15 protein-coding genes are annotated in these 13,036 nt (G+C 60.3%); 13 read left to right on the top strand and 2 right to left on the bottom strand.

Going from position 1 to position 13,036, the window contains the following annotated elements; all coding sequences use genetic code 11:
- Positions 1-78 precede the first annotated feature (78 nt).
- Positions 79-1,653: an HNH endonuclease family protein gene (locus ABSY19_RS23580; protein WP_382156380.1), complete on the top strand. Its 1,575-nt coding sequence runs from the start codon at positions 79-81 to the stop codon at positions 1,651-1,653.
- Positions 1,654-1,885: 232 nt separating this feature from the next.
- Here ABSY19_RS23580 and ABSY19_RS23575 read toward each other — a convergent pair whose 3' ends face one another.
- Entirely contained in the window at positions 1,886-2,275 is a 390-nt protein-coding gene (locus ABSY19_RS23575) for a helix-turn-helix domain-containing protein (protein ID WP_382156378.1), read from the bottom strand.
- Positions 2,276-2,381: 106 nt separating this feature from the next.
- Here ABSY19_RS23575 and ABSY19_RS23570 point away from each other — a divergent pair, with 106 nt between their 5' ends.
- From ABSY19_RS23570 to ABSY19_RS23515, 12 genes are all read left to right on the top strand, one after another.
- Positions 2,382-2,588 (top strand): hypothetical protein, encoded by a 207-nt coding sequence (locus tag ABSY19_RS23570; protein WP_382156376.1) that lies wholly within the window; start codon positions 2,382-2,384, stop codon positions 2,586-2,588.
- A gap of 77 nt (positions 2,589-2,665) precedes the next feature.
- Positions 2,666-2,932, top strand: coding sequence for a hypothetical protein (locus tag ABSY19_RS23565; RefSeq protein ID WP_382156374.1), 267 nt, complete (start codon positions 2,666-2,668; stop codon positions 2,930-2,932).
- A gap of 114 nt (positions 2,933-3,046) precedes the next feature.
- Entirely contained in the window at positions 3,047-3,580 is a 534-nt protein-coding gene (locus tag ABSY19_RS23560; protein ID WP_382156372.1) for a phospholipase D family protein, read from the top strand.
- Positions 3,577-4,146 (top strand): hypothetical protein, encoded by a 570-nt coding sequence (locus ABSY19_RS23555; protein WP_382156370.1) that lies wholly within the window; start codon positions 3,577-3,579, stop codon positions 4,144-4,146. The genes ABSY19_RS23560 and ABSY19_RS23555 overlap by 4 nt, the downstream gene beginning before the upstream one ends.
- Positions 4,147-4,196: 50 nt before the next feature.
- The gene (locus ABSY19_RS23550; RefSeq protein ID WP_382156368.1) at positions 4,197-4,649 is read left to right on the top strand and encodes a GFA family protein; all 453 of its coding nucleotides are present in this window, start codon (positions 4,197-4,199) and stop codon (positions 4,647-4,649) included.
- A 476-nt stretch (positions 4,650-5,125) separates the two neighbouring features.
- Entirely contained in the window at positions 5,126-7,153 is a 2,028-nt protein-coding gene (fusA, locus tag ABSY19_RS23545; RefSeq protein WP_382156366.1) for an elongation factor G, read from the top strand.
- A gap of 73 nt (positions 7,154-7,226) precedes the next feature.
- Entirely contained in the window at positions 7,227-7,604 is a 378-nt protein-coding gene (locus ABSY19_RS23540) for a nuclear transport factor 2 family protein (protein WP_382156364.1), read from the top strand.
- 708 nt (positions 7,605-8,312) lie between these two features.
- Entirely contained in the window at positions 8,313-9,077 is a 765-nt protein-coding gene (locus ABSY19_RS23535) for a hypothetical protein (protein ID WP_296339551.1), read from the top strand.
- Complete coding sequence (locus ABSY19_RS23530; RefSeq protein WP_296339549.1) at positions 9,074-9,271, top strand: hypothetical protein; 198 nt, start codon at positions 9,074-9,076, stop codon at positions 9,269-9,271. Before ABSY19_RS23535 ends, ABSY19_RS23530 begins: the two co-directional genes overlap by 4 nt.
- A 176-nt stretch (positions 9,272-9,447) precedes the next feature.
- Positions 9,448-10,002, top strand: coding sequence for a very short patch repair endonuclease (locus tag ABSY19_RS23525; protein WP_382163917.1), 555 nt, complete (start codon positions 9,448-9,450; stop codon positions 10,000-10,002).
- Positions 9,954-11,132, top strand: a complete 1,179-nt coding sequence (locus ABSY19_RS23520) for a DUF262 domain-containing protein (RefSeq protein ID WP_296339545.1) — start codon at positions 9,954-9,956, stop codon at positions 11,130-11,132. Before ABSY19_RS23525 ends, ABSY19_RS23520 begins: the two co-directional genes overlap by 49 nt.
- On the top strand, positions 11,129-11,872 hold the full coding sequence (locus ABSY19_RS23515; protein WP_308326627.1) for an MAE_28990/MAE_18760 family HEPN-like nuclease: 744 nt from the start codon (positions 11,129-11,131) through the stop codon (positions 11,870-11,872). Before ABSY19_RS23520 ends, ABSY19_RS23515 begins: the two co-directional genes overlap by 4 nt.
- Here the strand turns inward: ABSY19_RS23515 and ABSY19_RS23510 are convergent.
- On the bottom strand, positions 11,833-12,816 hold the full coding sequence (locus ABSY19_RS23510; RefSeq protein ID WP_382156362.1) for a DNA cytosine methyltransferase: 984 nt from the start codon (positions 12,814-12,816) through the stop codon (positions 11,833-11,835). The genes ABSY19_RS23515 and ABSY19_RS23510 overlap by 40 nt on opposite strands.
- Between the last annotated feature and the right edge of the window lie 220 nt (positions 12,817-13,036).

Raw genomic sequence — 13,036 nt, 5'->3', positions numbered from 1 at the left:
ACTGGTAGCAGTCCACCGGCTACCCGGTCTTACAGGTGCCATTAAGATGAACCCCCTCAAAAACAATTTGGAGATGCAATGGCTGCGAGACGAGGAGCGACCGTCAATCTGGATGCATTGATCCCTCGAGATGATGTAGAGGCAAAGAAGCCAAAAGCGAGTAAAGGTGTGATCCAGGTTACGGAGCTGGCCTTGGGGCGTCACTTTTATGGGCTACTGCGAAAGCCTCTATTCCAGCGAGAGACCAATGATTGGGACGTTGACAACGTTGTTTCATTGATTCGCAGTTTCAGAAATGGTCACCTGATTCCTGCGGTGATCCTGTGGTCAGCCGATGGTACGACCTTTGTGATTGATGGGGCACATCGTCTAAGCGTATTCATCGCTTGGGTAAACGATGACTACGGAGACAGTTCAATTTCGCAGGCCTTCTTCAAGCACCAAATTCCGAAGTCGCAGCGCGACGTCGCGCGCAAATGTAGAGAGCAGATCAAAGCAGAGAATTTGGAGTACGCCGAACTCCAAAAGCTCACGCTGCTCCCTAGTCGCACTCCTGAACAGTTGGCTTGGAGCACAAATATCGCTCAGCCAGTGGAAACGCAGTGGGTCGTCGGCGATGCGGATGTCGCTTTGCAGTCGTTCTTGGACATAAATCAGCGGTCGGTGGAGATCGACAAGACCGAGCGCTACATGATCGAGGAGCGAAAAGCACCTCACATCGTTGCCGCTCGTGCCCTAGTAAATGCAGCGCGAGGTCACGCTTACTGGGGTGCATTTGGCGAGCAGCACATTCAGGCGATCGAAGAGTCAGCTAGAAAGATCTATGACGCCATCTTTGAACCTGAAGGGGCTCAGTCGCATACGCATTCCGAACTGCAGCCTGCGGGCATGGCACAAACAGCGAACGGCCTACGCCTTGCACTAGAGCTAGTGAATATCGTTACTGGAGTAAAGGGAGGCACAAAAGACATGCCTGCTGACACCGATGGTAGTCACACATCGCGAGTGCTTGCCAAGGTTTGGGGAGTCGTGAAATATGTGGCCGGAGGCGAACCGGCCTCGCTGGGCCTTCATCCCGCTGTCTATTTCTGGGGAACCACAGGAAATCATCGGCCAAGCATGTTCTTGGCCACGGTGTCTTTTGTGCAAGAGTTGATACAGAAGGATGAACTTGCAAAATTCACAATGCACCGCGCCCAACTGGAAGAATTTCTTGTAGGAAAGGGAAACCTAGGCCAGCAAATTCTGAGTCGCTACGGTGGATGGAAGCGGAGCCTTGAGCCGATGAAAAACTTGCTCCGGCAAATTCTGGACGGACTGGCTGCGGGCAAAACAGAGGCTGAAATCTACGCTAGTGTCTCCAACCTGGGAGGCGGGGCGGGGCAGGAAACGCCAATACGGACCGACACGTGGAAAGAGACGCGCAGCGCAGCTCGCATCAAGGCGAGCATAGAAACGGCGCATCGCTGTGCGATCTGCAAGGCTCGGCTCGTGCTCGCTCATGCAAGCGATGATCACATAAAGCGCCGCACGGACGGGGGGACTTCCGGGCAAGACAATGCACAACTGACCCACCACTATTGCAATCACGGCTTCAAAGAGCATTTTGCTCAGTTGAAGCGATCATTGCCTGACATTGCAGCGCCGGTTTGACCAATATGAAACGAGCGAGCATCTGAATGCTTGCTCGTATAGCGCGGGTCAAAAAGGCAAGATCAGTAGAGGCCTTCTTTTGTGGCCTAGGTAGTTGATCGCCTCAGCAAGTTCAAGGGCGCCTCGTTGGCGGGTTGCCCACTCTATATGGACCTCAAAAGTATGGGTCCACTTATACCGAAAGCAGAACGGAAAGGCCCAAGGGGGCCTTTCCGTTTTCTGAATCGATATCTCAGTTGCTCTTCTTGGCTTCGGCGTTCCTCGTCCGAGCCTTATGGACTTGCTTTGAAGGCGCAGACGGAACCTTGCCCTCGGCGAGAAGCGCCATGTACTTCACCGCTTCGATCTGCATCTCATGCGTGCAACGGTCGAAGTCATCAAGCACGGCTCGTTGCATCGGCTCCAGGCCAAGCCTGGTCGAGATGCGCTTGCCCGTCAGCAGGTAGCAGACGTTCACACCCACCTCCCCCAACTTGACGAGTACTTCCGCGTCCGGGTTGCGCTCCCCTCGCTCGTAGTTTCCGATCGAGCGCTTCGAGATCCCAACAGCGTCGGCGAGCTCCTGTTGGTTGAGTTTGAGCCGACGCCTCTCCTCCAAAAATCGCTCCACGAAGTTACTCATTTTTGCTACAGCTGGGATATGATGGAATGGACATGTACTTAAAAAGTACCTGTTGTGTATTTTTCCGTTACTCAATGCTAGCCCAGGGAAAGGAGCAATTTCGACCATGTCCACATACGCTGTTTCTTCGTCTCGCAAACGCGTCCCCAACGGGGTCAACAGTTCGCGTCCCATCGCGCTGCGGCTCACGCCCGCAGAGCTGGAGCATGTGAAGGAGCGGGCCAGGCTCGAACACCGCTCCATGGCCAGCGTGTGCCGCCTCGCGGTGCTGCGCGAGCTGGGCTTGAACGACGATGAAAAGGTGACCTCATGAAACTCTTTGGCCGCAAACCAGCCCCTCAGGCAGCAGCGTCAGCAGCAGTGCCCACATGCACGCCCGATCCGGAGCACATGCCCTTCTTCCCGAAACCGGTGTCGACGCAGCGCATGTGGTTTTCGCTTCACCACAGCACGTCGGCGGAGCTGAAGGTGTCCACGCGCCGCGCGAAGGTGAAAGACGCCCCTTATGACGTGGTGCTGCAGGCCTGCAAGGCGCCGCTGGAAACGGAATGGACCCTCAGCGCCGAGCAGGCGCGCGAACTCGCGGCCCGCCTGCTCGACGCCGCCGCTGACTGCGGCGAGTTCGACAACGCGACGTTCTCCCTTCGCTGGGACTGAACGGGCCGAGAGCGGCCTAGCCAAGCCCCTGTGGCTACGATGTGGGCTGCCAGCCCTGCGCAGCGGCCCACATCGGGCGCGCGTCTCGTGCCGGCGCGGCTTGGGGGCATGGGCATGACGACTTTTCTGCGATCCATCGCGCTGGCGGCGTGGCTGCTGGGCGCTTCCTTGCTTTCGCATGCGGCGCCGAGCGTGCAGGTGGGCTTCTCGCCGGAGGGCTCGGCGCGCCAGCTGGTGCTGGAAACGATCGCCAGCGCGCAGCAGAGCATTCACATCCTGGCCTATGCGTTCCAGGCGCCAGACATCATGCAGGCGCTGGTGGACGCGAAGAACCGGGGCGTGGAGGTGCGCGTGGTGGTGGACAAGAAACGCAACCGGGGCAAGACGAGCAAGAAGGCGATGGACTTCGTGACCCGCCACGGCGTGGAGCTGCGGACGAACGACCATTTCCACATTCACCACGACAAGACCATCATCGTGGACGGCCACACGGTGCAGACAGGTTCGTTCAATTTCGCGCCGTCGGCCGAGACGATGAATTCCGAGAACGTGGTGGTGATTCGCGGCATGCCCGAGGTGTCGAGCCAGTACATGGCGCACTGGCAATCGCGCTGGAAGCTGGGCAAGCCGTATCCTGCACAACCATGACCCAACGATCTTCTCCCTCTTCTCCCTCTTCTCCCTCTTCTCCCTCCTCCTCCATTTCCAAGCGCCGCCAGATCATCACGGTGATGATGCTGGTGCTGGCGCTCATCGGCGGCCTGGTGCGCTGGCTCGCGCCGCAGCCTTCGCTGGCGCGCGATCTGGGCTCGGTGCTGATGGTGCTGTGGCTGCCGATCATTGGCAACATCATTGGCTGGCTGATCCAGCGCGCGAAGGCACCGAAGCACGCGCCGCAGGGTTTCGCGGCGGGCACGGTGTTCAAGCCGGATGCGCGGATCGAGCTCACCTTGCTCGCGGCGGACACGCCGTTGCTGAGCCGGCCGATCCGTGCGGGTTACTTCGATGGCGCACTGGTGGTGGGCTCCGAGGGGTTCACCACGCGCCTGGCGGTGCCCACCGATGGCGAGCCGGTGCCCGAGGTGCCTTGCACGCTGGAGGTGCAGTTCCTGCGCCCGGAGCTGGCGCTGGCCCAGCTCAAGAATGGCACCAAGTTCGCGCTGCTGTCGGGCCGCACTTTGTTGGGCACGGGGCATGTGGTGCCGCTGGCTTGATTCGGGCTTGGGCTGCGATGGGCGTCCATCGGCCAAGAAAGGAATGCAGTTTGACTCCCTCTGACTTTGACGAACGCCGCGAACTCGAGGCGGCCTGCCATTGTGGTGCCGTGCGCTTTCGTCTGGTTCTGACCGATGGGCTGCGCAGCGTGCGTCGGTGCAACTGCTCGTACTGCAGCATGCGTGGCGCCGTGGCCGTCTCAGCCAACCTGGACGATATCCATGTCGTGCAGGGCGCGGACAAGCTGACGCTCTACCAGTTCAATACTGGGCAGGCGAAGCACTACTTTTGCTCGGTGTGCGGCGTCTATACCTTTCACTCCAGGCGTTCCGTCCCCAGCCAATACGGTGTGAACGTGGCATGCATTGCTGGCCTGAGCCCGTTTGACTTTGATGAAGTGCCTGTGTTGGAGGGCCGAAACCATCCCAAAGACCGGAGCGACGGCGGGCCGATGACGGCCGGCTGGCTCAGTTACCGTGCCAACACGGATCATCAGCGTTGACGGTCATCAGCCAGTGACATCCGTTCTTCACCTCGTCGGTCCGTCGTTGCAGCGCCAGACGAGATTGCGTCGCACATCGAGCGGAATGTTCATCTTGCCCAGTTCCAGCCCTACTGACACTCAGGGCACTCCAATTCCAGGAAAATTGCGGCATGTTCAATTTCAACGTCGTCCAACCCACGTTCGCTGCATAGCTGCGTCCTTTCGATGGCAATCGGAAGGAGATGACCTTCCGGCCCCACAACCCCGGCAGGCATGGTCTTCCGGGGTTTTTGTTTTTTCAGGTTCCAACATGTTCACGCGCACTTACGACAAGCTGATCGCCACGATTTCCGCCCGCCGGAACGTGGGATACGTGCGCGTGCGCCCGTGGTCCGGCCGACCCATTCCTTCCTGAGCCAGCCCTGGTGAATCCATGCCGGGGCGGCTTGATCGTCCTGACATGTGGACCCTCGAGGGGTCCGGAAAGATTCACCATGAACCGCATCAACAACAACAACGGCATCCGCAACATCGGCATCATTGCCCATGTGGACGCGGGCAAGACCACGACCAGCGAACGCATCCTCTACTACACGGGCGAGAGCCACCGCATGGGTGAAGTGCACGACGGCGCTGCCCACATGGACTTCGACCCCGAGGAGCGCCGACGCGGCATCACCATCAACAGCGCCGCCACCACCGTGCATTGGCGCGGGGTGCAGATCAACCTGATCGACACACCGGGCCACATCGACTTCAACATCGAGGTGGGCCGCGCGTTGCGCGTGCTCGACGGCGCCGTGGTGGTGCTGGACGGGGTGGCCGGCGTGGAGCCGCAGACCGAAACCAACTGGCGCCTGGCGGACCGGCACGAGGTGCCGCGCATCGCCTTCGTCAACAAGCTCGACCGCACGGGTGCGAACTTCGAACGCGTGATCGCGTCGATGCGCGAACGCCTGGGTGTGCAGGCCGTCCCGGTGCACCTGCCCATTGGTGCCGAGGGCGAGTTCCGCGGCGTCGTGGACCTGGTGCGCATGCGTGCCCTGCTGTGGGAGCGCGACGATGCATCGCAGCCGGTGCAGGAAGCCGCCATTCCCTCTGACCTCCTGGCCGAAGCCCAGGCGGCCCGCGCGCGCCTGCTGGAAGCCGTGGTCGAGCAAGACGATGAGGCCCTGGAGGCCTGGCTGCGGGGCGAAGAGCCCTCGGTGGAACTGCTGCAACGCTGCATCCGTGCGGGCGTGCGCAAGCGCGCTTTTGTGCCGGTGCTGGCGGGTTCGGCCTTCCGCAATCGCGGTGTCGAGCCGCTGCTGGATGCGGTGGTCGACTGGCTGCCCGCGCCTGGGGAGCGCGAAGGCACGGCCACGGGCCTCGACAGCGCGCCGCTCGCCGCCCTGGCATTCAAGGTAGTGACCGACGAACACGGCAGCATGGTCTTCGTGCGCCTGTATGCGGGCCGGTTGCGGCGTGGCGACTCGGTGCTCAACACCAGCACAGGGCGCATGGAACGCGCGGCCCGCCTCTATGAGGTGCATGCCGACAAGCGCATCGAACGCGATGAACTCGTGGCGGGCGAGATCGCCGCGGTGGTCGGCTTCAAGGACACCCTCACGGGCCAGACCCTGAGCGATCCCAGGCACCCGGTGCAGCTGGAGTCCATCTCCGTGCCGGAGCCGGTGATCCACATGGCGCTGGAGCCGCGCACCAAGGCCGACCAGCAGGGCCTGTCCAAGGCGCTGCAGAGCATGCTGCGCGAGGACCCGAGCCTGCGCGTGCGCCAGGACGAGGAATCGGGGCAGACCATTCTGTCGGGCATGGGCGAGCTTCAGCTGGAGGTCGCCGTGCACAAGCTGCACGACCGTTATGGCGTGGGCGTGGTGGTGGGCCGCCCTCAGGTGGCCTACCGCGAGACCATTGCCACGGCAGCGGAGCTGACGCACGTGCACAAGAAGCAGACCGGCGGCCCGGGCCAGTTCGCGCAGCTCACGCTGCGCCTGGAGCCTCTGGAGCGAGGTGCGGGCGTGCAGTTCGAAAGCCGCATCGTCGGCGGCGCCATTCCCCGCGAGTTCATTCCCGCGGTGGAAGCGGGTATCCGGCGCGCGGCCGAAGCCGGTCCGGCTTCGGGCTACCCGGCCGTGGACTTCCGCGCCGTGCTGCTCGATGGTGCTTTCCACGAGCGCGACTCCTCGGCCATGGTCTTCGAGTTGGCTGCAAGCCATGCGCTGCGCGATGCCTTTGCCAAGGCCAGGCCGCATCTGCTGGAGCCGGTGATGGCCGTGGAGGTGATCGCGCCCACCGAATACCTGGGCGACGTGATCGGCGATCTGCACCGCCGCCGTGGCCAGGTGCGAGGGCATGAGGTGCGCGGAACGGCCACGGTGGTCGACGCGCTGGTGCCACTGAAAGAGATGTTCGGCTACATCAGTGGGCTGCGCGCGCTTTCATCGGGCCGTGCGCAGTACACGATGCAGTTCGATGGCTACCAGGTGGCGCCGCCCGCTGTGGCCGAGTTGGCTGCAGCTTGACCAGAGGGGTGCAATCCTGCGGGATTGCACCCCTCGAACTCATGGTGTGGCCAGGCCCAACTAATATGTCGTCATGAATGATGCAAATCTCGACACCATTGTTGAACTCGAAGAACGGCTGGCGCGCGCCATGCGCACCTCCGATGTCCCGGTTCTGGACGAACTGCTGGCGGACGATCTGCTGTTCACGAACCACCAAGGCATGGTCGTGACGAAGCAGGAAGACCTTGACGTTCACAGGTCGGGCTTGTTGAAGCTGGACTCGCTCGATGCGTCGGACCGCAGCGTCCGGCTGCTGGGCAATGTGGCCGTTGTCGCGGTGCGAGTGCAGCTGGCTGGACGCTATGGCAACGATTCTTTCGAAGGCAGGTTCAGATACACCCGCGTTTGGGCACTGCTGGGCGCGCGCTGGCGGATCGTCGCCGCGCACGCGAGCGTGGTGGCCGCGTAGTGCCGTTGGCGCCTGTCGAAAGACGGCAGTACCCGACTTGTCCCTTCTTTCTGTGCATAACTTTGTGGATGTCGCTGGAGCAACCTTGCCGCAGCGAGTGCCTGCGGGGCCTGCCGCTGGGTTGCCTAAAGAATGGGCAGTACCGCCGACGCCCCTGTCGTAAGACATAAGATATAGCTCGGGCATCGAAGCCGCCTTCCACAGACCCACCCGCGCCGTTCACCGTTCCCACCGCCCTTCGCCCGCTGCCACCGACGCAGCCCGTGCCACGGCACAGCGCGGTGAACCTCTGGCCAGAAATTCACGACCTCATCGATGAAAAAGGATTTTTCCGACAGCCCTTCCGCCCAGCCGGACCTGTCGCAGCACACACCCATTGTGTAGGCAGGCAAATACGCCCCTGTGCGGATTTGCCAATTTTTCCTTTATTGACGGCCACTTAGAGCAGGTACGCCGGACTTCGCCAGAGTGCACCATGGGCGTGAATTGGCATAGTTTGGCGATGGAATTACCCCAAAATTACACCAAGCAAACAGCCCGGAAACTGGCGCATAGCCCAGCGTGTGATGGCGTACTTTGACGGCACACTCCCCCGCCTGCTCCAGCACGCTCCGACAGCAAGCGCCTCTACGCTCCAGCACGCCGGGACAGGTTTCGGCGGCCGTCACAGCATGGCATCGTCGCCCCATCGAGTAGCGGAACCTCCAAGTGCCACTCCCACCCTCAGCCTTCTACCAGACACACCTGTCGGGCCTCCACCAACAACTGCTGGCTAGCCCGATCGTCCGCTCCTACCTGACCGGCACGGGCATCCGCCTCGATGGCATCGAGTTGAACCCCGACGATCTCTACGAACTGCCCATCGGCATCTTCTCCGTGGTGGAGTTCGCTCACCTGCTCTCTGTGTTCGATGGCAGCCGCGTCCACCAGCAGGCCGAACACTCATTCGGCCTGGATGAAGCACCACCAGGCCTGTACTTCACCATCGCCAACTCCCAACTGATTCAGCACCCAGGCAAAAACCGGCTCGGCCTGTACGCGGCCCCAAACGGGGGAACCGACCTGTTCATCGACGGCCTGCACGTCGATCGGTATTTCCTAAACGAACACCACACCCCACCGACATTGGGCACGGTGGCGTTCGCGCTCTGCGCGATCACGGCACACTTGGCTGGTCTGTCCCATGTGTCCCTGGTGGCTGCGGGCGGACATGGGTTCGACCGGCGCCACATCGGTTACAAGGTCTGGCCCAAGCTGGGGTTCAATGCACCACTGTGGCCGGAAGAAGTGGCCCAGGCTCCGCACTTGGCCCACTGCCAGAGCGTGCAGGACGTGCTGGCCACGGACGCCGCCTGGTGGGCCGATCACGGCAGCCAGCGGCTCATGACCTTCGATCTGACCGCATCAAGCACAGCTTGGCAAAAACTGCTACCCTATGCAGGTAGAAAGCTCTCTGATGGGAGACTTCCATGAGCTACAACCGCGCAGTCCGCAAGCCTACCGAAACCCCGCAGAAAACCGCTGCGGCAGGCGGTCGCGTCTTCAAGTTCCCGTTCAAAGGCATCCCGCCCGTCACTGCGGAAATGTGGGCCAAGATGGAAGCCGCCGCGCGGATACCGCGCAAGGATCGGGACTATCCGGTCATGATCGAAGCGCCGGACGCCTGACCCGGCCCGAATGAACAGAACCCGCCAGCGATGGCGGGTTTTGCGTTTCAGGGGTCAGTTCGAACCCGGCGAGGCCACCGGCGACCGTGAGCGCGGCGACCTGGCACGTTCATCCCCGACCGGCCATAAAGGCTTCGAGCATAACCACCTCGCCATGCGTTTACGTGTACAGCGCCATGCCAGTCGGATGTGATAAGCCGCGCTTGTGGCCGTATAGTGCTCCTATGGTTGACACCTTGACACAAGAAGCCCGTAGTACGCTGATGTCGCGCGTTCGTCAAAAGGACACCTCTCCCGAGGTGAGGTTACGCAAACAACTGCACGCGAAAGGGCTGCGCTACCTCCTTCACCCTGCGTCTTTGCCTGGCCGTCCCGACTTAGCCTTTCCTAGATACCGAATCGCTGTCTTTGTTCATGGCTGCTTCTGGCATGGGCACAACTGTCGGGCTGGCCGACTGCCGTCCTCCAATCAGGCGTACTGGTCGGAAAAAATCGCCGCCAATCAGGTACGAGACGCCCGCAAGATCGCCGAACTCCGCGGATTGGGTTGGCGAGTCGCCGTTGTTTGGGAATGCGAAACAAAAGGCTCCAATCTCGTTCGGACAATCTCGACCATGGTTGAAATCATCCGAGACGGTGCTTCCCCGAGATTTCACACCCAAGTGTCTGAACAGGAATCCTCATGGAACAAGATACCCTGGCCTTGCCGAATGCCGACCAAGCGGCATTAGTCGAAACACAGATCGCAGAACTGCAAAAAATCACGGATTACGAAATTCGCGAATGGCCGATTGAAGTTCTGGTGGAGAAATTCACCAGCGGCCGAGAAACCGACACGTCCGAAATTTTCATCCCGGATTATCAGCGCGAGATGGTCTGGAGTGCAAAACAACAATCGCGCTTCATCGAATCCATCCTTATTCGGCTTCCTGTTCCCTTCATTTTCGCCGCTGATGTCGGATCGGGCGACCGCGCGGGAACATTGGAAATCATCGACGGTTCACAGCGACTGCGTACGCTAGACAACTTCCTCTCCGACCGGCTGCACCTGCAAGACTTGGTACGGTTGACGGCAGCCAACGGCATGCGCTTCTCGGATTTCGGGAAGCCTCGTCAGCTGCGCTTCAAGCGATCCACGATCCGGGTCATCGAACTCACTGAGCAAGCTGACGAACAGGCACGCCGAGAAATGTTCGACCGCCTCAACTCCGGCGGCAGCAAACTCACCAGCATGGAAATTCGGCGCGGCGTGGAAGACGGCCCTTTCATGAAAATGATTACCGAATGGGCGGGTAAAGATATTTTCAAAGAAATGGTGCCTCTGAGCGATCGCAATGCCAAGCGCAAGGAATACGAGGAACTCGCACTGCGTTACTTCGCCTATGCCAACAACTACAAAGCCTTCCAGAAAAGCGTAGACCAGTTCCTGACCGACTATTTGAAGGATCGGAACAAAAATGCTACGCCTGCGGAGCTTGAAACGATGTCGGGAGAGTTCGAGCGTGCGCTGCAATTCGTGCAGCAACATTTCCCCAACGGCTTCAAGCGGAAGGACCACAACACCGTACCTCGCATCCGCTTCGAGGCCATAGCCGTGGGCGCCACTTTGGCGCTCCGGGAACAACCCGGTCTACAGCCGGCAAACATCGCGGCTTGGCTGGATAGTCCACAGTTCATCAAGCACACCCGTTCCGACGCAAGCAACTCGCGGCCCAAGCTGATCAATCGAATCCACTACGTACGCGACCATCTACTGGACAAGGAAGTCGAGGAAGACCCGGACACGGCTCTGGTCGAGGGCAGCGCCAACGACGATGCACCTCCTGACAACGAACCCGACCAGTCGGAACTGTTCGTATGACGCATATGCTGCCGTTAACCAAAGAGCTATTACGCTCTCGCGCTCATGAATTGCTGGTGTATCTGCAATTTTTGCGGATCGCGTTGGAAAAAGACGCGCATGTCAGCGCGCTGGGAGATCGGGTGCAACTACCTCTGGACAAGGCGCTCACCCATATGATGAAGGCCAACGTGTGCCTGTTGCTCTACAGCGCGATGGAGGCGTGCATGGTGCAATTATTGGACGAGATGCACGACATCATCGGCCAGAACTGCCAAGGTGCAGATCAACTTAACAATCAGCTCGTGCTGATGGTCGCACGCCACTTCAAGGCTAGCAAGACCAATCTGACTACAGAAAATACCAGTTCACCCCTTCATGAAAACCTCTTCAAGACATGGTTGGTCGATTGGCAAGATCGCAACCAGCGCGAAAAGCGTCAGGCCGGCCTATCTGGCAGCGTAGACAGTTTGGCAATTTTCGACAGATTGCGCCGGTTCGGCGTATTTCCAGCCGATCTCAAGAAGCCTCCCGCACATCTGACCCATGGGGCCTTGCAAAGCACCAAAGGGCGTCGAAACCAATTAGCGCACGGGGAACGCAGTTTCGCGGATCTGGGGCAAGATTTGGCATTCGAAGAACTATGCCGAGACGCGCTCGCTGTGTTCCGCACGCTGCGGCGCGTGGCTCAGGAAGTGAACGTTTTTCTGCAACAGCGCCGCTACTTAGCGGCACCGGCCTTAGCGTTAATCGAGGCGTAAAGCGAGCGCGCTACCGCCTCGCCCAATTTGGGCGGTACAGCGTTACCGATCAGCCGCGCCAAGGTTTTTATCACGACAGGCTTACCGTCTTCGACAAAACGGTAATCGCTAGGAAAAGACTGAAAGATAGCCGCCTCGCGCAAGGATATGCCACGATGCTGAAGCGGGTGGCCGAAGCGGCCGTTACCGTACCCGTTGCACAGTGTCGTCATGGTAGGAGCCGGCTTGTCCCACTCCATGCGCCCGTACACGCCGGCAGAGTGCTTACCACTATCACGCCGATGACATTCGGCCACCAGTTCACCTGGCCAGTCACGCCAAGTGCCGCCTGGACGCGAGGCACGAATACGCTTGCGATTGAGCGGTGACAGGGACGAGGCCACGTGCAGCGGGTCTTCCGCGCATTGTTGACCATCGACGAGGGTGGGCAAATGGCCCACTGCCTCACGGACAGTCACCCACTGGGTAGCCCCTTTGTGCGTGGGCTCCGGCAAAGTCACCGGCCCACTCCTGGAGGCGACCAACACCAACCGCTTACGCTGCTGAGGGGCCCCGTAGTCGGCGGCGTTCACTACTCCGTAAGCTACTTGATACTGCCCCTTCTTCAGTGCACGCAAAAATGCCTTGAATGGCGCTGTCCCCAGCAAGCGCGGCACGTTTTCCATAGTGACCAAGTCGGGCGAACACTCTTCCACCAGTCGAGCGAACTCCTTCAGCAAGCGCCACTTAACCTTGTCCACCGTGGCAGTGTTCGCATAGCTCGAAAAGGGCTGGCAAGGCGCACATCCGGCAAGCAATCGCACCGCGTTCGGCGACCATAGCTCGGCTAACTGCTGCCCCGTAACGTTCGCCACGTCGCCCTGCACGAACTGAGCGTCCGGGTGATTAGCTGTATAGGGATACTCGCAGGCCGGGTCCAGATCGAACCCCGCCACGACCTTCACCCCCTGACGTGCCAAGCCGTGCGAGAGGCCACCGGCCCCGCAGAACAAATCGATCGCTTCAACTTGACGCGCTGAAGGCACATGGTGAACAACAGTCCGAGTAGACATCCTGAAACTTACTATGAAATCGTGCCCCACTACGCCGTCAGCGCAACTACCCTAGTTTCGCATCTTGCCACAAGTCGGGCCGTTAAAGACAGGCCCTCGGCCTTGCAAACCG

Source organism: Hydrogenophaga sp. ANAO-22 (genome assembly GCF_042466645.1).
GTDB lineage: Bacteria > Pseudomonadota > Gammaproteobacteria > Burkholderiales > Burkholderiaceae_C > Hydrogenophaga.
The sequence above is the reverse complement of the archived record's forward strand: the minus strand, read 5'-3'. Positions and strand labels throughout refer to the sequence as shown.

Excerpts from the sequence above, each read along its gene's own strand:
- ABSY19_RS23580 (WP_382156380.1), top strand. The coding sequence starts at position 79 with ATGGCTGCGAGACGAGGAGCGACCGTCAATCTGGATGCATTGATCCCT.
- ABSY19_RS23575 (WP_382156378.1), bottom strand. The coding sequence starts at position 2,275 with ATGAGTAACTTCGTGGAGCGATTTTTGGAGGAGAGGCGTCGGCTCAAA.
- ABSY19_RS23570 (WP_382156376.1), top strand. The coding sequence starts at position 2,382 with ATGTCCACATACGCTGTTTCTTCGTCTCGCAAACGCGTCCCCAACGGG.
- ABSY19_RS23565 (WP_382156374.1), top strand. The coding sequence starts at position 2,666 with ATGCCCTTCTTCCCGAAACCGGTGTCGACGCAGCGCATGTGGTTTTCG.
- ABSY19_RS23560 (WP_382156372.1), top strand. The coding sequence starts at position 3,047 with ATGACGACTTTTCTGCGATCCATCGCGCTGGCGGCGTGGCTGCTGGGC.
- ABSY19_RS23555 (WP_382156370.1), top strand. The coding sequence starts at position 3,577 with ATGACCCAACGATCTTCTCCCTCTTCTCCCTCTTCTCCCTCTTCTCCC.
- fusA (WP_382156366.1), top strand. The coding sequence starts at position 5,126 with ATGAACCGCATCAACAACAACAACGGCATCCGCAACATCGGCATCATT.
- ABSY19_RS23540 (WP_382156364.1), top strand. The coding sequence starts at position 7,227 with ATGAATGATGCAAATCTCGACACCATTGTTGAACTCGAAGAACGGCTG.
- ABSY19_RS23530 (WP_296339549.1), top strand. The coding sequence starts at position 9,074 with ATGAGCTACAACCGCGCAGTCCGCAAGCCTACCGAAACCCCGCAGAAA.
- ABSY19_RS23525 (WP_382163917.1), top strand. The coding sequence starts at position 9,448 with ATGCCAGTCGGATGTGATAAGCCGCGCTTGTGGCCGTATAGTGCTCCT.
- ABSY19_RS23520 (WP_296339545.1), top strand. The coding sequence starts at position 9,954 with ATGGAACAAGATACCCTGGCCTTGCCGAATGCCGACCAAGCGGCATTA.
- ABSY19_RS23515 (WP_308326627.1), top strand. The coding sequence starts at position 11,129 with ATGACGCATATGCTGCCGTTAACCAAAGAGCTATTACGCTCTCGCGCT.